Raw genomic sequence first — 21,349 nt, forward strand, 5'->3', positions numbered from 1 at the left:
CCCCGTCGTCCTCACACCGTCGCCGACCCCACTGCCCGCAAGGTCGCCTGAGCGACTTCGTCGGGCGTGCGGCCGTCGGTGGCCACGACCGCGCGGGCCACTTCCTCGTACAGGTGACGGCGGGCCTCCATCAGCTCCCGCCACCGCCCGCCGGGATCGCCCGCCGCCAGCAGCGGGCGGTCGGCGTCCAACCCGGTGCGCCGGGCCGCTTCCTCCGCCTCCATCCACAGACAGACCACGGGGCGGCCGGCCAGCAGCGCGCGCGTGTCCGGATCGAGGATCGCGCCGCCGCCCAGCGCCAGGACCCCGTCGTGCCCGGCCAGCGCCCGGCGCACGGCCCGCTTCTCGACGGCCCGGAAGTGCGGCTCACCGCCCTCGGCGAAGATCTCCGCGATCGTCCGGCCTTCGGCGGCGACGACGTCGTCGTCGGTGTCCCGGTACTCGACGCCCAGTCGCTCGGCGAGCAGCCGCCCGACGGTGGACTTGCCCACGCCCATCGGGCCGACCAGGACGACGACAGGACCCGTGCTCATCGAAGGCGCAGGCTGTCGAGGTAGGAGCGGACGTTGCGGCGGGTCTCGGTGACGCTGTCCCCGCCGAACTTCTCCGCCACCGCGTCGGCGAGGACCAGCGCGACCATCGCCTCGGCGACGATCCCGGCCGCCGGGACCGCGCACACGTCGGAGCGCTGGTGGTGAGCGGCGGCCGGCTCACCCGTTGCCACGTCCACGGTCCTCAAGGCCCGCGGCACGGTCGCGATCGGTTTCATCGCCGCCCGCACGCGCAGGAGTTCGCCCGTGGTGAGCCCGCCCTCGGTGCCGCCCGAGCGGCCCGACGTCCGGCGGATGCCCTCGTCCGTGAGGACGATCTCGTCGTGCGCCCGCGAGCCCGGTACCCGCGCCAGGCCGAACCCGTCACCGACCTCCACGCCCTTGATGGCCTGGATGCCCATCAGCGCCGCCGCCAGCCGGGCGTCCAGCCGCCGGTCCCAGTGCACGTGCGAGCCCAGGCCCACCGGCACGCCGTACGCCAGCACCTCGACCACGCCACCGAGGGTGTCGCCGTCCCGGTGCGCCTGGTCGATCTCGGCGACCATCGCCTTCGACGCGTCCGCGTCCAGGCACCGCACCGGGTCCGCGTCCAGCCGCTCCACGTCCGCCGGGGTCGGGTAGACGCCGTAGGGCGCCTTCGCCGACGCCAGCTCCACCACGTGGGAGACGATCTCGATCCCCGCCGTCTCCTTCAGGTACGACCGGGCGACGGCGCCCAGCGCCACCCGGGCCGCCGTCTCCCGGGCCGAGGCGCGTTCCAGGACCGGGCGGGCCTCGTCGAAGCCGTACTTCTGCATGCCCGCCAGGTCGGCGTGGCCGGGCCGTGGGCGGGTCAGCGGCGCGTTGCGCGCCAGCACGGCGAGTTCCACCGGGTCGACGGGGTCGGCGGCCATCACCCTCTCCCACTTCGGCCACTCGGTGTTGCCGATCATGACCGCCACCGGGGAGCCGAGGGTGAGCCCGTGACGGACACCGCCCAGTAAAGTGACCTCGTCCCGCTCGAACTTCATCCGCGCGCCGCGCCCATAGCCGAGCCGGCGCCGCGCCAGGTGGTCCGCCACCATCTCCGTGGTCACGGGCACACCCGCCGGAAGCCCCTCCAGCGTCGCCACGAGTGCGGGACCGTGGGACTCCCCCGCCGTCAGCCACCGCAACCTGCTCAACGGTGCTCCTCCTCACTGTGCTCGGGTATCTCGTAGGCGGGGAACAGCCGGTGCAGTTCGGCGTGGAACCCCGGGAAGGTCTTGCTGACGCAGCCTGGGTCGTCCAGTTGGAGCGGGACGCCGGAGCCCAGGGCGAGGACCGAGAACGACATGGCGATCCTGTGGTCCCGGCGGCAGGTGATGCGGGCCGGGGCCGGGCGGCCGGGGTGGACGGTGATCCGGTCGGGGCCGTCCTCGACGCGTACTCCGCAGGCACGCAGGTTGGCGGCGACGGCGTCGATGCGGTCGGACTCCTTCAGCCGGGCGTGGCCGATGCCGTGGATGGTGATGGGCGCGTCGGCGAGGGGTGCGATCGCCGCCAGGGTCATGAAGGTGTCCGAGATGTCACCCATGTCGACGTCGAAGCCGCCGCGCAGCCGCCCGCCGCCGGTGACCGTGGTGGTCCCGGCGGTGACGGTCACCCGGGCGCCCGCCTCGGCGAGGACGTCCACGAAGCGCAGATCGCCCTGGAGGCTGCCCGTGCCCAGTCCGGGCACGGTGACGCCGCCTCCGGTGACCGCCGCGGCGGCGAAGAAGTAGGAGGCGGTGGAGGCGTCCGGTTCGATCGTCAGGTCGGTGGGGCGGTAGCGGCCCGGCCGGATGGTGAGGCGGCCGGCGCTCTCGTCGGCGCGGGCGCCGAAGCGGCGCATCAGCGCCAGGGTCATGTCGACGTACGGACGGCTCACCAGGGCCGGGGCGTCGAGCGTCAGACCGTGCCGGGTCAGCGGGGCCGCCATCAGCAGGCCGGACACGTGCTGGCTGCTCGTCGAGGCGTCCACGGTGATCTCGCCGCCGTCGAGTCCGGCGGCTTCCAGCCGCAGCGGCAGGCCCCCGCCGTCCGCCGCCCGGACGCGGGCGCCGAGGCGGGTGAGCGCGTCGACCAGGCCGCCGTGGGGCCGCGCCCGCAGCTGCTCGGAGCCGTCGAAGACGAACGTGCCGCGGCCGGTCGCCGCGAACGGCGGCAGGAAGCGGCCGGCGGTGCCCGCGTCCGCGCACCACACCCGGGCCGGTCCGGCAGGGCCGCGGCCGATGCCGGTCACCTCCCAGCAGTCGTCGGGCCCGTCGGTGCCGAGGCGCGCGCCCAGTGCGGTCAGCGCCGTGCGGAAGGCCACGGTGTCGTCGCTGACGAGCGGTGCCCGCAGGCGGCTGGTGCCCGGTGCCGCGGCGGCCAGCAGCAGCGCGCGGTTGGTGAGGCTCTTGGAGCCCGGGATCCGGGCGACGGGTGTCCCCTCGCGCACGGTCCGGGGCGCTTCCGTCGTCATGGTGTCCGCTCCTGTCTGTGCTGCCGTGCCGGAGCCGGCAGGCTCGTCATACGCCGTGCTGCGAGCCACCGTTGACCTGCACGATCTGGGAGGTGATGTAGGCGCCTTCCGGCGAGCAGAGGAAGAAGGCGAGGCCGGCCACGTCCTGCGGGGTGCCGGCCCGGCCCATGGCGGTCTGCCGGATCAGCAGCGCTTCGCGGGCGGGTGTCATGCGGTCGCCGAAGAACTCGGTGCCCGCGACATAGCCGGGGGCGATGGCGTTGACGCTGATGCCGCGCGGGCCGAGGCGGGTGGCCAGGTGATGGGTGTACGCGTGCAGCGCGGCCTTGGCGGCGCCGTAGCCGCCCGTGCCCGCCGATCCCCGGTAGGCGGCGATGGAGCTGTACAGCACGATGCCCGCGGTGTCGGCCAGCAGCGGGACCAGGGCCTCAACGGTGAGCACCGCGGTCAGCACGTTGGCGCGGTAGGTGTCGTGCCACTCGGCCGCGATGCTCTTGAGGTGGCCGTCACCGGCGTCGACCGTCCCTCCGGCGCAGCACACCACCGCGTCGACGGGCCGGCCGAGCGCCTCGACGTGGTCGTGGAGGCGCAGGGCGCCGGACTCGTCGGAGAGGTCCGCCGGGACGGTGTGCACCTCGGCTGCGCCCGCGGCCCTCAGGGCGTCCGCGGCGGCGTCCAGCCGGTCGGGGCGCCGGCCGGCGAGCACCAGGCCGTCGCCGTGGGCCGCGAAGCGTTCCGCGGTGGCCCTGCCGATGCCCGAGCCCGCGCCCGTGACGATGATCAGTCTTGGCATTGCTTCCCTTTCACCCGGCCGCGGCACCGGCCGCACCGGTGTTGTCAGTGCGTGACGGCGGTCTCGGCGGCTTCGGTGATGACACCGGCCGTGACGAGCCCGAGCACCTCGCTGATGGCGTGGTCCAGGCGCTGGTCGCGGTCCAGGAACGGGACCGCCTCGCGGATCGCCCGGTGGACGGCGCGGGTGCGGGGGCTCATGTGGTGCGGGCCGCGCAGGTCCAGTGCCTGGCAGGCGGCCAGCAGGTGGATGGCCGCCACTTCGTGGGCCAGCGCGACGACGGAGCGCGCCTGGCGGGCGGCGATCGGCGCCAGGCTGACCTTGTCCTGGTTGTGTGCCTCGGTGGAGCGCGAGTGGACACTCGCCGGTGAACTGGTGCCGAGGGCTTCGGCGGTGAGGGCCGACGCGGCGATCTGCATGCCCTTGAAACCGTGATGCAGGCCCGCCTCCCGGTCGCCGGGGGGAAAGCGGGGGATCAGGTTGGGGGTCAGCCCGTTGTTGAACTTCTCGTCGACCAGCAGCTCCAGCTGCCGGTCCAGCAGGTCGGCGACGTTGGCCACGGCGACCTTGAGCGCGTCCATGGACTGCGCGACGTGACCGGCGTAGAAGTTGCCGCCGCTGTGCACGGTTTCGCCGGCGGTGTCGAACAGGGGGTTGTCGGTGGAGGCGTTGATCTCCGTCTCCAGCCAGTTCCAGGTCCAGGCGAGGGTGTCCCGCAGCACTCCGTTGACGTGCGGGGCGCAGCGCAGTGAGTAGCGGTCCTGGATGCTGCGGCGCAGTTGCGTGTAGCCCTGGCCGTCGAGGGAGCCGGCCGCGGTGACGATCTGGCTGTGCGGCAGTGAGAGGTGCGAGCCCTCCAGCAGGGCGCCGATGAGGCGGGCGCTGGCGCGCTGGCCGGGGTGCGGGCGCTGGTCGTGGATGAACGCGGCGTAGTGGCCCCGGTTGCCGAGGAGTGCCTCCGAGGCGAGGGCGGTGCAGATGTCGGCCAGTGCGGCGAGGCGGCGGGCGTCGTGGGCCGCGAGCACGGCGTAGGCCGCGCTGAAGGACGTGCCGTTGATGAGGGCCAGGCCGTCCTTGGCCTCCAGGCCGAGTGCCGTCAGGCCGAGGCTGTCGAAGACGTCGCGGGTACGGCGGAGCGCTCCCCGGTGGCGGACGTCTCCCTCGCCGATGAGGGCGGCGGCGACGTAGCAGAGCGGGATCAGGTCTCCGCTGGCTCCCACCGAGCCGCGTTCCGGTACGGCGGGCAGGATGTCGTGCCGCAGCAGTTCCAGCAGTCTCCCGGCGATCTCCGGGCGGACGCCGGAGTTGCCCCGGGCGAGGCAGTTGGCGCGGATCAGCAGGGTGGCGCGGACCACTTCGTCGGGTGCGAGGGGGCCGGTTCCGTTGAGGTGGTAGAGGATCATGTTGCGTTGCAGGTCGGCTGCCTTGTCCGCGGAGATCTGGCGGTGGGCGCTGTCCCCGAAGCCCGTGGTGACGCCGTAGATCGGGTCGCCGGTGGCGATGAGGCGCAGCTTCAGGTCGCGGGAGGCCCGCATGGCCTCGGCGGCCTCCGTCGTGCAGTCGGCCGTGACGTGCGGGTCGCGGGCCACCGCCCGGACGTCGTCCAGGGTCAGGGAACGGCCGTCGATCTTCACCGTGGTCACTGTGTCGTCCTCACGCGTCTGTCGCCGCGCGTTCGCGCCGCCGCCGATCCGGCGGCGGCGCGAGCGGGCGGTGGCCGGCCCGGGTTCCGGGCCGGGGTCGGTCGGTACCGGTCAGCGGTGCGCCGGTGCCCCGTCGGGGGTCAGCAGGGACAGCCCGCGGATCCCCGGCAGCGTCAGGCGGACGACGACGGCGGGACCCGGGTCGCTCAGCGAGGTGCCGAGGTGTCCGGTGACGAAGAGCTGGTCCAGGCCGGGCCCGCCGAACACCATGTTGGTGATGCAGGGGGTTCGGCTGTCCAGGGAGCCGAGGTCGTGGCCCCGGGCGTCGTGGACACGGACCAGGCCGGTGCCGAAGTGCGCGATGTAGAGCCTGCCTTCGGCGTCGAAGGCGAGGCCGTCCGGCTGGGCCTCGCCGCCGGTCCAGGTGTTGGGCTGCGAGGGCAGCCGCGCGAAGGGCCTCGGCTCGCCCAGGCCGCCGTCCCGGCGCACCGGGAACCGCGTCACCCGGTTGCGGCCTCCCTCGGAGACCATCAGGAACCGGCGGTCGGGGGTGAGCGCGAGCCCGTTGGGGAACTGGAGGACGCCTTCGTCCACCACGGTCCGCAGCTGTCCCCGGGGGCTGTCCAGACGGAGGACCCGGCCGGGTTCGCCCGTGCCGAAGCGGCCCGGGTCGGAGATGTAGCAGGCGCCGGTACGCGGGTCCACGGTGACGTCGTTGGGGGCGCGCAGCGGCCGGCCCTGGCTGTCCTCGGTGAGGGTGCGCAGGACGTGGCCGTCGGCGTCGAGCCACAGGACGGCGGCCGGAGGACCCATCTGCGCCACGAGATGGGTGCCGTCCGGCAGCACCTTGTGCCCGTTCGGCGCGCCGCGCAGGCCGCGCGACCACACCCGGGCCGAGCCGTCCGGGCCGATCTGCAGGATCTCGGTGCCCAGGGTGTCCGACATGAACAGCCGGCCGGAGTGGTCGAAGACGATGCCCTCGCATCCGATCGGGCCCATGCGGGCGATCTCCGTGACGTGGGGCACGGGCAGCGCCGGGGTGGTCCCGCCGCCGCGGGTGGCCGCGGCGGCCGGGCCGGGAACGGCCAGGGGTGCGAGGCCGGCGGCGGCGGCGCCGAGCCCGGTCCCGAGGAGACGGCGGCGGTTCATCCGGTGGTCCTCCCGGGAGGACACCGAGGTGACGGACATGCGGGTCGGCCTCTCGTGCGCGTGGTCGGACGGGAGCGGGGACATCAGGTGGCGGGGGCGACGGCCAGCGAGGCCGCGAGCCGTACGACTTCCTCGGCCTGCGCCGGGTTGAGCCGGGGGTCGCAGGCCGACTCGTACCGGGGCAGCGGGGTCTCGTCGTCGAGGTCCGCGGGGCGCGCCACGCACTCGGTGACGTCGTCCGGGGCGGACTCCAGGTGCAGGCCGCCCGCGTGCAGTCCGTGCGCGCGCATCACGGTGAAGAAGGTCTCGACCTCGGCGAGGACGTCGGTGAGGACGCGGGACTTCTGTCCGGCCGCCGTGGTGCGGGTGTTGCCGTGCATGGGGTCGGTCATCCAGATCGCCTCGGCGGCGCGCGGGCCGAGCCCGTCGAGCAGCGCGGGCAGGGCGGTGCCGATCCGCTGGGCGCCCATGCGCACGATGAGGGTGAGCCGGCCGGGCCGGGCGGCCGGGTTCAGCCGGTCCAGCAGGGCGGTCACGTCGGCCGCCGACGCGTCGGGCCCGACCTTCACGCCGACCGGGTTGGAGATGGCCGCGGCGAGGTCGATGTGGGCGTGGTCGGGCTGGCGGGTGCGTTCGCCGATCCACAGGAAGGGCGCGGACGACGCGTACCGGCCGCCGTGCGTGTCGGAGCGCAGCAGGGCGTGCTCGTATTCGAGGAGCAGTGCCTCGTGGCTGATGTAGGTGGGGGCGAGGACGGAGGTCACGGTGCCGGCGGTCGGCCGCGGGGTGCGCAGTTCGGCGAGCGCCTGCCGCGTCAGTTCGTAGGCGCGCAGCAGCCGGTGCGGGTCGGGCTGCCGGGCGGCGGCGGTGGGTTCGGCCCCGTTGACGGCGTCGCCCCGGTAGACGGGGACGCGGCTGCCGTCGGGGAGCTGTTCCCAGGGGTTCGAGCGGGGTTTGGCGTACTGGCCCGCGAAGCGGCCGATGCGCACGACGGGGATCTTGGTGAGCGACTCGAAGAGGTCACCGAGGGTGTGCAGGGCCGTCGCCTTGGCGCGGATCCGCTCGGGGGTGCTGTCCGAGAAGAGTTCGGCGCAGTCTCCGGCCTGGACGACGAAGGCCGTGCCGCGGGCCACGAACGCCAGCTCCTCGCGGAGCGCGGCGGTGGTCTCCTCACTGACGAGGGCCGGCCGTCCGGACAGCTCCGCGAGGACACGGTCCAGGTCGTCCCAGCGCGTCCAGTCGGGCTGCTGGACAGCGCGCGACGGTATGAGCAAACGAGTGTTGGACATGACTCCTCAAAGGGGTGGTCAAGCGGGCACGGGGGTCAGGCCGGCTTCACGCGCTCCGGGGAGCGCAGTTCGGGGATGCGCACCTTGCCCAGCGTCGAACGGGGGATGCGGTCCACCAGGTGCACCGCGCGGGGGCTGGGCACCCCGGGCAGGGCGTGGGCCAGCACACCGCGGATCTGGCGGGCGCCCGCGACGGCGGGGCTCCCCCGGTCGCCGGGGGCGCAGTAGATCTCGTAGTGCTCGCCGCGGACCCGGTCCGGCACGGGCAGGCAGGCCACGTCGAGGCCCGGGAGGGCGGTGGTCACCGCGGTCTCCACCTCGTCCAGCCAGATCCGCACACCGTTGGCCTTCACCAGCCGGGACGAGCGGCCCAGGTAGGCGAACTCGCGCGGGCCGTGGCGGCGGACGAGGTCGGTGGTGCGCCAGGACGGCGGGGGTTCGGGCATGTCGTGCCGCCGTCCGAGGCGCGGGCTGATGACGTGCAGCGGCTGGAGCGCTCCGGCCGCGTGGGGGGCGTTCCGGTCCGGGACCAGGGCGACGTCGGGCAGCAGCCGCCACCGGCCGTCGTCCGTCCCGGCCGGCGCGATCGGGCGGCTCGCGACGGCCCCGGTCTCCGTGGAGCCCAGCACGGCGTGGGCCGCGAACCGGCTGCCGCGCAGGGCCGTCACGACCTCCTTGGCCACCTCGGGTGCGGCGGCCGTGCTGTGCAGGGCCACCACGCGGGGCAGTTCGCCGAGCGCGGGCAGCAGGCGGCGCAGCAGCGGCCAGCTCGACGGCAGGCAGACGAGGAGGGTGCGGGCGTCCGGCCGCAGCGGCGGCACCTCGGTCACGGGGTGCCGCCAGGCCTGGTGGACGTCGATGCCGCGCAGGCGGGGCAGGACGTCACCGAAGAGGTGGCCGAACAGGTGCCGGGTGGGGGCGAAGTTGATGACGTGGTCGATGTCGCCGGCCAGCAGCCCGGCCACCAGGCCGGCCTCGTAGGTCAGCTGGTCGGGGGTGCGCCACCAGGACACGGGGCTGCCGGTGTGGCCGGAGGTGCGGAACTCGACCTCCGGCCGGTCTCGGTGGCGGACGGCCGTGGGGTGGCCGGTGGTGGTCGCGTCAGGCATCGGAGGCCGCTCTCAGGGCGGCGTCGTCCTCCAGCCGTCCCTGCACGAACTCGGTGATGCGGGAGAGGGTGGAGAAGATGTGGCGTACGTCGTCGGCGACGAAGTCGACCTCGACGCCGAACTGGGTCTCGACGGCGGTGATGCACTCCATGGCGGCGAGGCTGTCGTAGCGCTCGCCGAGCGCCTCGGTGAGGTCGGCGTCCTCGGCGACGCCCTGGACCGCGTCACCGAGCGGGACGGACAGTGCCGCGCGCAGCCGGGTGAGGATCTCGGCGCTGTCGGGGATCACGCTGGACGTGCTCATGCTGCGGGCTCCTTGGTCTCTTCGGGCGCGCCGAGGCGGTCGGCGCGGCGCAGTCGGCCGTCGACGGCCACGTAGACGTGGCTGCGGGCGGCGGGTCGCATGTCGAGGTGGAAGAACGCGGTGCCGGCTCCGACGCGCAGCGCGTCGCCGATCTCCGCGGCGAGGGCGTCGCGGAAGGCCTCGTCGCGTTCCGCGCCGATCTGGCAGACGACACCGGCGTGGTGGATCGACCGGTCGTCGGGTGCGGCGGGCAGCGCCTCCACGGGCATGGCGCCGGCGTAGAGGCTGCCGGGCGGCTCGGTGACGAACCGGATCACGACGTGCGACGGGGTCACACCGCGCGCGGTCAGCCAGCGGGTGAGCCGGACGGTGACGGCCCGGCGGGCGGGCGGCGGCAGTTCGGGGGTGGTGATGGTGATCGTGGGCATGGGGTGGTCGGACCTCACGAGATGGTCAGGGCGGGCAGTGCGGCGGCGTCGTCGCTCACCCACTGCCGCAGCAGGTCGCCGACGCACTCGGCGAGAAGGTCGCGGCCGTCGGCGGGGGCCAGCGGGGTCCAGGCGGTGCCGTGTTCCTGGGTCACCCGGTCGCAGAACCTGCGGATGTGCTCGCGGTCGAGCGGGATGGAGTGGCGGGTCGCGGTGAGCACCGCCTCGTAGGTGCTGAGCAGGTCGGGGATCCGGTTGCCGGTGTTGGCGTAGCCGCCGCCGGGCACGTGGTGCCGCGTCAGGGTCCGGGCGACGGCCCGCGGGTCGGGGGTGCCCAGCAACTGCCGGGCGCGCAGGGCCTGCAGGGTGGCCCGCAGGGTCGGCTCGCCGCCCGGCACGTTGCCGGCCTGCCAGTCCTCGTCCGGGCCGGGGGTGCGGCAGGAGTCGAGGAACCGCAGGAGTTCCGCGGTGTCGAGCGGGTCGCCGTGGCCGTCGCCGAGGATCCGCCGGATCTCGGCGGCGGACACGCTGGAGACGACGTCGGAGCCGCGGCCCTCCCAGTAGCCGAAGCCGCCGTCGGGGTTCTGCAGTCCGCGCAGCCAGGGCGTGATCCGCCCGGCGAGGTGGGCGGCGCCGTCGAGCGCGCCGGCCTCCAGTGCCCAGAGGGTGCAGCGCACCTCGCTGCCGCGGGCGGGCATGTACATCACGCCGCCCTCGTTGGGGAGCAGGCAGCCGCGCAGCCAGCGTCGCCGGGTCTCGATGGCGGGGTCGGCCGTGGTCACCCCGAGCGCCTGGTGGGACAGGATGCTCGCCGAGGTGGACAGGGCGTCGGCCGCGAGGTCGGGTTCGCGGTAGGTGTAGCCGCCTTCGGCGCAGGCCAGCCGGCGCATCCGGGCCGTCACGGCGTCCGCGTACGGTTCGGTGGGCGCGCGCAGGGCGCGCAGCGAGCCGATGGCGCAGAACGACGCCCACACGTCCTCCACCGGGTAACCCTCCCAGCGGACGAACGCGCCGGTCTCGCCGCGCAGGCTCGTGATCCAGGAGACACAGGCGCGGGGGGCGGCGGGGCCGCTGCCGAGCGCGTCCAGGGCGACCGTGGCCCGGTAGGTGGCCCACATACAGGGCACCTCGGCGTCGGGCGAGAACCGGAATCCGCCCTCGGGTGTCTGCTGGGCGCGCAGCCAGGCCACGAGCCGTTCGACGTCCCACGGCGCGGGGTGGGCGCCGGTCCGGGTGAGCGCGCGCCAGGCGAGCACGCCGTAGAAGCAGGCTCGGGCGTCGGCCTCGCCGCGGGCGGCGTGCTCGGGGGTCCAGGCGAGGCCGCCGTCGGCGGTCTGGAGCCCGGAGAGCCACTTCAGCAGCCGCTCGGTGTCGACGGTCTCGCTGCCGGAGCAGATCTCGACGGCGGTGCGGGTGGAGAAGAAGGTCGCCCAGGCGTCCGGGGCCTGCCCGGGCATCATGGCGAAGGCGTCACCGGACCAGGTGGTGTCCAGCCACCTGGTGGTCTGTGCGACGCCGCCGAGGGCCGCCTCGGCGATCCCGAAGCGCAGCAGGTCGGTCAGGCCCTGGGTGCAGTAGTACGTGGCCCAGGCGTCGGAGGCCATGCCACGGCTCCAGGCGTATCCGCCGTCGCCGTTGCGGCGGGAGGACAGGTACCGGGCGGTGCGCTCTCCGTCGACGAAGCCGTCGGGCCGGTTGAGCCAGGCGAGGGTGCGGATCGCGGCGTAGGTGCACCACAGGTCGGGCCGGCCGCTGGAGGTCCCGATGGCCGAGGGGTCGGCCACGAGGTCTTTGGAGACCATCATCACACCTTCTCGACGACGCGTATGTTGGTGCGCTTCCAGCTCTTCTGGGAGCCGCCGCTCTTGGTGGTGGCCGGCAGGCTGTTGACGAACGCGACGGTGTTCCAGGTGAGCCGGAGGGAATTCCGGGAGGCGGTGCGCACGGCTTCCGCCATTTCCTGTTCCAGCTGCCGGTCGGATTCGCCGTCGCGTTCCAGCAGAAGGCGCAGCGGGGTTCCTTCGGGGTCGATTTCCATGAGATATCCGGTGGCACCGGTGACGCCGTAGACGATTTCTTCCAGGTCCCGGACGGTGACCTTGGCGCCGCCGAGGACCAGGGCGTCGCTGCTGCGTCCGTGCACGACGACCGACGGCACCGGTGAGCCGCAGGCGCAGTCGTCGGCGAGGGTGACCTCGTCGCCGGTGTCCAGGCGGAGCAGCGGCCGGGCGTGCAGGTGCAGCGGGGTGACGACGAGGCGTCCGCGGGCGCCGGGGCGCAGGGGGACGACTCCGGCTTCGGTGGCCAGCTCGAAGTGGTTCGCGGCGGGCAGCAGGTGGTGGCGGCCGGCGCGGCAGGAGGTGGCGAGGGTCCCGGTCTCGGTGCTGCCGTAGCTGGCGTCGTAGACGGAGGCGCCCCACCAGGAGCCGAGGCGGACACGGAAGGGTTCGGTGTTCACCTCTCCCAGCAGCATGATCCGGGAGACGCTCTCGCTGAGCGCGTCGAGGTCGCCGCGGCGCTTGAGCAGCCGGGTCAGCTGCTGGGCGACGCCCGGGGCGACGAACACGGTGGTGGGCCGCAGGGTGCGCCAGATGCCGGTGAGCCGGTCCCAGTCGCAGATGCCCGTCGCGAAGGGGTAGGCGCGGGTGTGGACGAGGCCGAGGTACTCGCAGACCTGGGCGATGAGGTCACCGACCGGGACCACGTCGGAGGGCAGCAGGCTGAGCACCCGGTCGTCCGGGGAGAGCAGGGGGCGCCAGGCCTCGGCGACGGAGACCGCGTTGCGGATGACGTCCGCGGCGAGCCTTGGGGTGGGGGTGGGCCGGCCGGTGGTGCCCGTCGTCTCGTAGTACTTGTCCGCGCCGTCCGGGGTGACGGCGCAGAATTCCAGCGGCCGTTTCTTCAGTTCATCTTTGGAGGTGATCGGAAGGCGGCGGAAATTCTCCATGGAGAAAGGGCCGAGTCTTCCGTATGCCTGGGTCAGGGAAGCTCTTTCCCATACCCGCCGGAGCTTGTCTTCGTAGAATGCTTCGGTCGGCGCCTTGTCGAGGTGGTCCCTGAATTCCGCCTGAGCTTCCAGAAGCTCCTGGAGCCGGTCTTGACTGTTGATTAACAACGTTCCTCCGGTTTCCGTGCACATCCCGGCGATCGCGAGCAACAGTAGTCCGCGCGGAGTCAACGCATCAACAGGTAAAGAGAAATCAATCGGGGTTTTTATTTGACCACGACAGCGTAATGATCCGGCCCTTAAAGCGGAATTAACAATACCGTCACTGAGAACTGGGAATTCTCAGATTTTGAGATGGCGGGTGCGGGGACGGCGGGTGCGCACGCACAGGTGAAGCCCTCCCCACGCGGGGAGGGCTTCACCTGTGTACGACTGCGGACGCGGAGCGGCGCTCCTCAGGTGTAGGCGAGCAGACGGCCGGCGGCGATCACGGCGGACCACACCACGATCGAGACGACGGCCGCGACCCTCGCTCTCGCCGGGCTCGGGACCTCGATGTCCCAGCCGTCCACCCTGCGGAAGGCGCCCCAGTGGAAGACGGCGATGTTGACGCCGGCGACGATCAGCAGACCCAGTTTCCAGGGCGCCGCGCCGCTGTTGCCGACGGCGACGGCCCCGGAGACGAACATCACCACTCCGCTCGCGACCGCCAGCGCGAAGCCGAAGCGGGCCAGCGGCAGCAGATGCCGGGCGGCCGCCGTGACGGGCAGCAGCTGCCGGCCGACGCCGAGCAGCCGGAGGTCGAAGGCCAGCGCGGGGCCGACGAGCAGTGCGATGCCGAGGATGTGCACGCTCTCCAGCGAGGAGTACACCAGGGGGGTGGTGCGGACGGCCTCGCCGAGACCGGAGCCTTCGAGCCAGGAGAAGAAGTCGTTCACGGTCAGGCCCTGTTGGCTCGGCGCACGACGTAGTACCCGCCCCCGGCGAAGAGCAGCAGCACGGCGCCGCCGGTCACCAGCCAGACGGTCGTGTCGGAGGAGTCCTCGGACTCGGCGGCCGCGGTGCTGCCCGTCTCACCCTGGGCCCGGCGGCCGGCCTCGTCCTCCCCGGCCGACGCCGCCGCGCCCTCACCGGCCGCCGCCTCGCCCTCCTCGGCGGGCTCGGGGGCCACCGGCAGGGGCACGGACCGCTGACGGACCGCCTGCCCGTCCTCCAGCACGATCATCTCGGGGCGCAGCTCGTCGTCGTGGTCGCGGTCCAGGTAGCCGACGACCTCCAGCTTGTCGCCCTCCTCCACCTCGCCGTCCATGCCCCAGGCCGACAGCCGCTCGATGGGGGCCAGGATCAGGGTCAGTTCGTCGCTCGACCCGGAGTAGGAGCGAGTGGCCTCCATGACCTGCCGCCCGCCGATGTCCTCCAGGTCCGAGGGGATGTCACGGTCCGCCCAGCCGGCCGGGACCTGCTTCTCCTCGATGCGGAGCGTCACCTCGGGGTGCGGGTTGCCCCAGCGCACACCGGTCACGGTGCCGGATGCGTAATAGGGGGCGGTCGTGTCGTAGTGCTCCCATCCGTGGTGGGCGGCCGCCGGACCGGCGGTCGTCAAGGCCAGAACGAGTGCGGCGACGGTCGTGGCCAGAGCGGAAGCGGAGGGTCGAAGTCGCATGCCCCACAGTGTGGTTGGTGAAGCCGTTCACTTCTTTGATTGTTCATCAGATTCAATGTGTGTGATTGCATGAAGGTATGAATCTTGAACAGATGCGCTACATCGTGGTACTGGCGGAGGAGCTCCATTTCGGCCGTACGGCCCGGCGCCTCGGCCTCCAGCAGCCGACCCTCAGCCAGCAGGTACGCAAACTGGAGGACGAGTTAGGCGTCTCCCTGTTCGACCGGACCACCCGGGAGGTGAGCATCACCGCGGCGGGCGAGAGCTTCGTCGCCGAGGCCCGCCGGGCCCTGCACCACGTGGAGCGGGCCCAGCTGGCCGCCCGGCAGACCGGACGCGGCGACGTGGGCGAACTCGTCCTCGGCTTCGTCGGATCGGCCGTGCCCGAGCTGATCCCCCGGCTGCTGCGCCGTTTCAGACGGGTCTACCCCGGCGTGGAGCTCCAGGTGCGGGAGCTGCCCAGCGCGCGCCAGGTCGAGGAACTGCTCGCCGGGCGGATCGACGTGGGCATCCTGCACGCCCTGAGCGACAACGAGATCCCGGAGGGCCTGACCAGCCAGGAGATCATCCGTGACGTCCTGGTCGCGGCGCTGCCCCGCAGGCATCCGCTGGCGCCGGTCACTCCGCTGCCCACGGCCAAGCTCGCCGGGGAGCCGTTCATCATGTTCCCCCGCCACATGGGCCCGGCCCTGCACGACCGGATCACCGGCCTGACCCGGGCCGCCGGATTCGAGATCCAGGTGTCGCAGGAAGCGGGTCACATGCAGACCATCATCGGACTGGTCGCGGCCGAGGTCGGGGTGTCCATCGTGCCCCGGACGATGGCGGCCCTGCGGCAGCCCGGTGTCGAGTTCCGCCAGCTCAGCCCCCGGCCCGACCCGCTGCCCATCCAGCTCGTCTGGCGGCGCGGTGAGACGAGCCCCGTGGTACGCAACTTCCGGACGGTCCTCACCGCGGACTCCGCCAACGCCCGCGGACGCCACGACAGCTGAGCCACGAGCCACGCACACCGCGGACGCGCCGGCACCCGCACCGCACCCGCACGCCTGCCCTCGCACATCGGCAGTCACACGTCGGCGGTCACACGTCGCAGCCGGCTCGCCGTACGCCGCACCCGGCACCCGGGGTCCCGCACCCCAGCTCGCGGCAGTCCCCTCCAGTGCGCCACCCCCCACACACATCCCGCACTCCGCACTCCGCCGACAGCGTCGTCAGGCGGAGGCGTCGATCACGGCGTCCGCGTGCCTCAGGAACCGGTGCAGGGTGGGAAGCGTGTTGTCGCCCCGCCAGGCGAGCCCCAGCGCGCAGGTCGGCACCGGCTCGGCGAAGGGCTTGATCACCACACCCGGCACCGACAGCCGGCCCGCCCGTCCCTCGCCCAGGACGGTGATCCCGTGCCCATGGGCGACCGCGTGCAGCATGCGCTCCTCCTCGGGCTCCCAGCGGGCGATCTCGGGACGGTTGCCAGGACCGAAGACCTGGTCCAGGATGCGGTCCCACATCCCCGGCCCGTTCTCCCGGGGCCACCAGACGAAGGGCTCACCGGCCAGGTCCGCCACGCCCACGGCGCTTCGCGCGGCCAGCCGGTGCCGTGCCGGGAGGGCCACCACCAGCGGCTCGTCGGCCACCTCGCGGCCGACCAACTCCTCGGTGTTCTCCAGCGGGAGCCGCACGAACGCGACATCGATCGTGCCCTCGCTCAGCTCCACCTCATGGGCGGCCGTGTACCCGCTGGAGAGCCGTACCTCGACCTGGGGGTACTCGGCCATGAAGCCCTCCACCAGAACATCGCTGACCCCCCCGGCGGCAGAGCGCGCGATGCCGATCCGCAGCCGGCCGACCTCGCCCGTCCCATAGGTGCGGATGACTTCCTGGAGATTCCTGCTCCGGCTCAGCACGTCGCGTGCCAGGGGCAGCAGCACTCTTCCCGCCTCGGTCAACTCGACCCCGCGGCGGTCCCGTTCGAAGAGTTCGGCACACAGGCGCCGCTCAAGTGCCTTGATCTGCTGGCTCAGACCAGGCTGCGCGATGCCCAGGCGGGCCGCCGCACGTCCGAAGTGCAGCTCCTCCGCCACCGCAACGAAGTACTGAAGGTGCCGTAACTCCACGTCGGGATTCTATAGACCGCCGCTGTGGGGAGGTTTGCGAACCATCCGCGTTCGTTTCACTTCCGGCGGAGGAGGCGAAGGACATGTGAACGTCCGTGAACCTGCCCGCGATCAGGCCGCGACACGGCCGCCGGACTGCCGTGCGGTGCCGGAGCCGGAGAACAGCCGCCGCAGCAGCAGTCCCGCGAGGAGGCACACCGCCATCACGACGAGCGCCGTCGCGGAGGCGGCTCGCGCGTGGGCGGCCACCCCGGAGGCGCCGCCGAGGAGCGCGCTGAACACGGAGCCGATGACCGCCACCGAACAGGCGTGGGACAGCTGGGTGACGGTCAGGAGCAGGGCGCTGGCCGCGCCGCTGTCCTCCGCGGGCGCGGCGCTCAGGACCAGTGAGATCAGCGGCCCGGCCACCAGCCCCTGGCCCAGTCCCAGCATGCCCAGGGCGGCGGGGAGCACGGCCAGTTGGAGGGAGACCGGGGCGCAGGACACCACGGCGGTGAAGGTCAGCAGACCGGTGGCCATCAGGGCGATGCCGCCCAGGACGGTCCTGCGCTCGGTGGCGGCCGGTATCCGGCCGCCGACGGCGCTCGCCAGCGCGAAGCCGGCGGACAGGGGCGAGAAGAGGAGGCTGGTGACGAGCGGGCTGCGCTCCAGTCCGTCCTGCACGTAGTAGGAGAGCAGGGCGAGGAACCCCTGGTTCCCGGCGTAGAAGGCGAGGACCGCGGCCAGGCCCCGGGCGAAGCGGCCCTCGCGGAAGAGGCGGGGCGGGACGACGGGTGACAGGGACCGCGCTTCGAGGCGGCGCTCGCGGGCCCAGAACAGCGCCAGCAGGATCCCGACGGCGCCCAGCGCCGCCACGACGTGCGGGGGTGCGAGTACCAGGGACCTGCCCAGCACGGACAGCAGCAGGAAGAGCGCCGCGCCGAGCAGCGCCGCACCCGTCACATCGAGCCGGGTACGCGGCCCGTGGCTCTCCGGCACGGCTCGCCAGGCACCGGCGACGACCAGCGCCCCGATGGGCACGTTGACCAGGAACAGCGCCCGCCACCCGAGGTCGAACGGGTTCCACGCCATGAGGATTCCGCCGCACACCGGCCCGGCCACCCAGGCCAGCCCGATGGTGACGCCGTAGAGGCCCACCGCGCGGCGCCGGACCGGGGCGGGCAGGGAGGCGTGGATGATGGCCAGGACCTGGGGCAGCATCAGCGCGGCGGTCAGGCCCTGGACGACCCGGGCCACGATGAGGACGGCCGGTGAGCCGGCGAGGGCGCAGATGGCCGAGGTGAGCGTGAAGCCCGCCGCTCCGCACAGGAAGACCCGCCTGCGCCCGAACGCGTCCCCCAGTCTGCCGCCCGTCATGAGGGCGACCGCGTACGACATCGTGTACCCGGCGACGACCAGCTGGGTCTGGGCGAAGGACGCGCCGAGCGCGCTGCGCAGCGAGGGCGCCGCGAGCAGCATGCTGCTGGAGTCGAAGCCGCCGACGAAGGTGGCGGTCAGGATCGACACGAGCACCATGCCGTACCCCGCCGCCGCGGTTCTCGGAGCCGCTTCGGGGGCCGGTGTTCCACGAAGAGTTCGCATGGACAGATTGATCCATGTCGCTCTTTCCGCGTCCAAGTCCGGTTGGTTTCCCACTGATAAGCGGAAGTGCTCAGCCTGGTCGCGGACGGGTGGGTGGGGGCGCCCCGCGGGCGGGTTCCGGTCCGCCGGGATGGGAGCGCTCCCACACACCCAGGCTGGAAGGTATCGCCGGATGGTCCTCCGTGTAAACGGGTCGTGCACAGACGGAGGGCCGCACCCCCGTCGCCGGGGATGCGGCCCTCGAGCCTGTTCGCTCAGGTCTACTTGCGGATCAGGCTGCGCAGCACGTACTGCATGATGCCGCCGTTGCGGTAGTAGTCGGCCTCACCGGGGGTGTCGATGCGGACGACCGCGTCGAACTCGACGCCCGTGTCGGTGGTGACCTTCACCGTGCGCGGCGTGGTGCCCTCGTTCAGCTCGGTGACGCCGGAGATGGAGAAGGTCTCCTCGCCGGTCAGGCCGAGGGACTCGGCGGACTGGCCCTCCGGGAACTGCAGCGGCAGCACGCCCATGCCGATGAGGTTCGAGCGGTGGATGCGCTCGTACGACTCGGCGATGACGGCCTTGACGCCGAGCAGCGCGGTGCCCTTGGCCGCCCAGTCGCGGGACGAGCCGGAGCCGTACTCCTTGCCCGCGAGCACGACGAGCGGGATGCCCTGCTCGATGTAGTTGCGGGAGGCGTCGTAGATGAAGGAGACCGGGCCGCCGTCCTGCGTGAAGTCGCGGGTGTAGCCGCCCTCGGTGCCCGGCGCGATCTGGTTGCGCAGGCGGATGTTGGCGAACGTGCCGCGGATCATGACCTCGTGGTTGCCTCGGCGGGAGCCGTAGGAGTTGAAGTCACGACGCTCCACACCGTGCTCGGTGAGGTACTGGCCGGCCGGGGTGTCGGCCTTGATCGCACCGGCCGGGGAGATGTGGTCGGTGGTGACCGAGTCGCCCAGCTTGGCGAGGACGCGGGCGCCGGTGATGTCGGAGACCGGGGTGGTCTCCATCGTCATGCCCTCGAAGTACGGGGGCTTGCGGACGTAGGTGGACTCCGGGTCCCATTCGAAGGTGTTGCCGGTCGGGACCGGGAGCGACTGCCACTGGGCGTCGCCCGCGAAGACGTCCTGGTACGACTTGGAGAACATGTCCTCGCCGATGGCGTTGGCGACGACGTCGTTGACCTCGGCCTCGGTCGGCCAGATGTCCTTCAGGTAGACCGGGTTGCCGTCCTGGTCGGTGCCCAGGGCGTCCTTGGTGATGTCCACCTTCATGGAGCCCGCGATGGCGTAGGCGACGACCAGCGGCGGGGACGCCAGGTAGTTCATCTTGACGTCGGGGTTGATCCGGCCCTCGAAGTTCCGGTTGCCGGAGAGGACCGAGGTGACGGCGAGGTCGTGGTCGTTGACGGCCCTGGAGACCTCCTCCGGCAGCGGGCCGGAGTTGCCGATGCAGGTGGTGCAGCCGTAGCCGACGAGGTTGAAGCCGACCTTGTCGAGGTACGGGGTCAGACCGGCCTTGTCGAAGTAGTCCGTCACGACCTTCGAACCCGGGGCGAGGGTGGTCTTGACCCACGGCTTGCGGGTCAGGCCCTTCTCGACCGCCTTCTTGGCCACCAGGGCGGCGGCGACCATGACGTACGGGTTGGAGGTGTTGGTGCAGGAGGTGATCGCGGCGACGGTGACGGCGCCGTGGTCGATCTCGTAGGTGCTGCCGTCGGGGGCGGTCACGGTGACCGGGTTCGACGGGACGGCCGCGCCGGTGCCCTCGGCGTGCTGCGGGGCGCCCGCGCCGTTCTCCTGGCTGCCGTAGGCCGGGGCGTCGGAGGCCGGGAAGGACTCGTCGCTCGCCTCGTCCACCGGGGAGGCGGCGGTGCCGGCCTGCGTGGTGGGGACCTCGACGTAGTTGAGGACGTCCTTGGCGAACTGCTGGGCCGCCTCGGCGAGGACGATGCGGTCCTGCGGGCGCTTCGGGCCGGCGATGGACGGGACGACCGTGGAGAGGTCGAGCTCCAGCTTCTCGGAGAAGTCCGGCTCGGCGGCCGGGTCCAGCCACAGGCCCTGCTCCTTGGCGTACGCCTCGACGAGCGCGACCTGCTGCTCGGAGCGGCCGGTGAGCTTGAGGTAGTTCAGGGTCTCGTCGTCGATCGGGAAGATCGCGGCGGTGGAGCCGAACTCCGGCGACATGTTGCCGATGGTGGCGCGGTTCGCGAGGGAGGTGGCGGCGACGCCCTCACCGTAGAACTCGACGAACTTGCCGACCACACCGTGCTTGCGCAGCATCTCGGTGATGGTGAGCACGAGGTCGGTGGCGGTGGTGCCGGCGGGCAGCTCGCCGGTCAGCTTGAAGCCGACGACGCGCGGGATGAGCATGGAGACCGGCTGGCCGAGCATCGCGGCCTCGGCCTCGATGCCGCCGACGCCCCAGCCGAGCACGCCGAGGCCGTTGACCATGGTGGTGTGCGAGTCGGTGCCGACGAGGGTGTCGGGGTACGCCTGGCCGTTACGCACCATGACGGTGCGGGCCAGGTGCTCGATGTTCACCTGGTGGACGATGCCGGTGCCCGGCGGGACGACCTTGAACTCGTCGAAGGCGGTCTGGCCCCAGCGCAGGAACTGGTAGCGCTCCTTGTTGCGGCCGTACTCCAGCTCGACGTTCTGCGCGAAGGCCTCGTGGGTGCCGAACTTGTCGGCGATGACGGAGTGGTCGATGACCAGCTCGGCCGGGGCCAGCGGGTTGATCTTCGCCGGGTCGCCGCCCAGCTCCTTGACGGCCTCGCGCATGGTGGCGAGGTCGACGACACAGGGCACGCCGGTGAAGTCCTGCATGATCACGCGGGCCGGCGTGAACTGGATCTCCTGCGACGGCTGGGCCTGGGAGTCCCAGTTGCCGAGGGCGCGGATGTGGTCGGCGGTGATGTTCGCGCCGTCCTCGGTGCGGAGCAGGTTCTCCAGCAGGACCTTCAGGCTGTAAGGCAGCCGGGCGGAGCCCTCGACCTTGTCAAGCCGGAAGATCTCGTACGACTCGTCGCCCACCTGCAGCGTGCTGCGGGCGTCGAAGCTGTTCGCCGACACGACAGTCTCCTTCATTGATGTGCGCGTACCACCGCATCCTGCCGCCACGCGAGCTTGGCCGATCCGCTAAGGTAAGGCTAAGTTAGGTAACCCTTACTGCTGTGGTGGCTGCGGTGCGCCTCGGCAGATATCTCGATGTCGAGATAACTCTAGTACATGAGGGCCGGATGGTCATGCCCGGACCCCGGCGCGGTGCGCCGCCCGCCGCACGGACCGCACCGGACCCCGCCCGGGCCGAGACCGAGGCCGCCCCCCTCGGGCCCA

At 72.5% G+C, this 21,349-nt stretch carries 18 protein-coding genes; 1 reads left to right on the forward strand and 17 read right to left on the reverse strand.

Annotated features, from left to right (window positions below):
- Nucleotides 1-11 precede the first annotated feature (11 nt).
- The 14 genes from CCN42_RS18765 to CCN42_RS18830 all read right to left on the reverse strand — a co-directional run bounded on the left by CCN42_RS18765 (nt 12) and on the right by CCN42_RS18830 (nt 14,340).
- Entirely contained in the window at nt 12-533 is a 522-nt protein-coding gene (locus CCN42_RS18765) for a shikimate kinase (protein WP_086737190.1), read from the reverse strand.
- A complete protein-coding gene (aroC, locus tag CCN42_RS18770; protein ID WP_086737192.1) occupies nt 530-1,714 on the reverse strand; it encodes a chorismate synthase in 1,185 nt (394 codons plus the stop codon). Before aroC ends, CCN42_RS18765 begins: the two co-directional genes overlap by 4 nt.
- A complete protein-coding gene (gene aroA / locus CCN42_RS18775) occupies nt 1,711-3,015 on the reverse strand; it encodes a 3-phosphoshikimate 1-carboxyvinyltransferase (RefSeq protein WP_086737194.1) in 1,305 nt (434 codons plus the stop codon). The genes aroC and aroA overlap by 4 nt, the downstream gene beginning before the upstream one ends.
- 46 nt (nt 3,016-3,061) lie before the next feature.
- Entirely contained in the window at nt 3,062-3,808 is a 747-nt protein-coding gene (locus CCN42_RS18780; RefSeq protein ID WP_086169913.1) for an SDR family NAD(P)-dependent oxidoreductase, read from the reverse strand.
- Nucleotides 3,809-3,852: 44 nt separating this feature from the next.
- The gene (locus CCN42_RS18785; protein WP_086737196.1) at nt 3,853-5,451 is read right to left on the reverse strand and encodes an HAL/PAL/TAL family ammonia-lyase; all 1,599 of its coding nucleotides are present in this window, start codon (nt 5,449-5,451) and stop codon (nt 3,853-3,855) included.
- A gap of 111 nt (nt 5,452-5,562) precedes the next feature.
- Nucleotides 5,563-6,639, reverse strand: a complete 1,077-nt coding sequence (locus CCN42_RS18790; RefSeq protein WP_143661946.1) for an SMP-30/gluconolactonase/LRE family protein — start codon at nt 6,637-6,639, stop codon at nt 5,563-5,565.
- A gap of 44 nt (nt 6,640-6,683) precedes the next feature.
- On the reverse strand, nt 6,684-7,889 hold the full coding sequence (locus CCN42_RS18795; protein ID WP_086737199.1) for a 3-deoxy-7-phosphoheptulonate synthase: 1,206 nt from the start codon (nt 7,887-7,889) through the stop codon (nt 6,684-6,686).
- 35 nt (nt 7,890-7,924) lie between these two features.
- Nucleotides 7,925-8,998: a class I adenylate-forming enzyme family protein gene (locus CCN42_RS18800; RefSeq protein WP_086737201.1), complete on the reverse strand. Its 1,074-nt coding sequence runs from the start codon at nt 8,996-8,998 to the stop codon at nt 7,925-7,927.
- A complete protein-coding gene (locus tag CCN42_RS18805; RefSeq protein ID WP_086737203.1) occupies nt 8,991-9,302 on the reverse strand; it encodes an acyl carrier protein in 312 nt (103 codons plus the stop codon). Before CCN42_RS18805 ends, CCN42_RS18800 begins: the two co-directional genes overlap by 8 nt.
- Nucleotides 9,299-9,730, reverse strand: a complete 432-nt coding sequence (locus CCN42_RS18810; RefSeq protein ID WP_086737205.1) for a hypothetical protein — start codon at nt 9,728-9,730, stop codon at nt 9,299-9,301. The genes CCN42_RS18805 and CCN42_RS18810 overlap by 4 nt, the downstream gene beginning before the upstream one ends.
- A 14-nt stretch (nt 9,731-9,744) precedes the next feature.
- Entirely contained in the window at nt 9,745-11,535 is a 1,791-nt protein-coding gene (locus CCN42_RS18815) for a prenyltransferase/squalene oxidase repeat-containing protein (protein WP_211294739.1), read from the reverse strand.
- Nucleotides 11,535-12,677: a phenylacetate--CoA ligase family protein gene (locus CCN42_RS18820; RefSeq protein ID WP_245877357.1), complete on the reverse strand. Its 1,143-nt coding sequence runs from the start codon at nt 12,675-12,677 to the stop codon at nt 11,535-11,537. Before CCN42_RS18820 ends, CCN42_RS18815 begins: the two co-directional genes overlap by 1 nt.
- A gap of 455 nt (nt 12,678-13,132) precedes the next feature.
- Nucleotides 13,133-13,615 carry a DUF6644 family protein gene (locus CCN42_RS18825; RefSeq protein WP_211294740.1) on the reverse strand — a complete coding sequence of 161 codons (483 nt, stop codon included), beginning with the start codon at nt 13,613-13,615 and terminating at the stop codon, nt 13,133-13,135.
- 2 nt (nt 13,616-13,617) lie between these two features.
- Entirely contained in the window at nt 13,618-14,340 is a 723-nt protein-coding gene (locus CCN42_RS18830; RefSeq protein ID WP_143661947.1) for a DUF6152 family protein, read from the reverse strand.
- A 77-nt stretch (nt 14,341-14,417) separates the two neighbouring features.
- On the opposite strand from CCN42_RS18830, the gene CCN42_RS18835 reads away from it, so the two are divergent.
- The gene (locus tag CCN42_RS18835; RefSeq protein WP_086737215.1) at nt 14,418-15,332 is read left to right on the forward strand and encodes a LysR family transcriptional regulator; all 915 of its coding nucleotides are present in this window, start codon (nt 14,418-14,420) and stop codon (nt 15,330-15,332) included.
- Between the two features lie 219 nt (nt 15,333-15,551).
- On the opposite strand, the gene CCN42_RS18840 is transcribed toward CCN42_RS18835, so the two are convergent.
- The 3 genes from CCN42_RS18840 to CCN42_RS18850 form a co-directional block, all read right to left on the reverse strand.
- The gene (locus CCN42_RS18840; RefSeq protein WP_086737217.1) at nt 15,552-16,448 is read right to left on the reverse strand and encodes a LysR family transcriptional regulator; all 897 of its coding nucleotides are present in this window, start codon (nt 16,446-16,448) and stop codon (nt 15,552-15,554) included.
- A gap of 111 nt (nt 16,449-16,559) precedes the next feature.
- Entirely contained in the window at nt 16,560-17,963 is a 1,404-nt protein-coding gene (locus CCN42_RS18845; protein ID WP_158102103.1) for an MFS transporter, read from the reverse strand.
- A 326-nt stretch (nt 17,964-18,289) separates the two neighbouring features.
- Complete coding sequence (locus tag CCN42_RS18850) at nt 18,290-21,085, reverse strand: aconitate hydratase (protein WP_086737222.1); 2,796 nt, start codon at nt 21,083-21,085, stop codon at nt 18,290-18,292.
- Nucleotides 21,086-21,349: the final 264 nt, after the last annotated feature.

The sequence above is a fragment of the Streptomyces glaucescens genome (assembly GCF_002154375.1).
GTDB classification, from domain to species: domain Bacteria; phylum Actinomycetota; class Actinomycetes; order Streptomycetales; family Streptomycetaceae; genus Streptomyces; species Streptomyces glaucescens.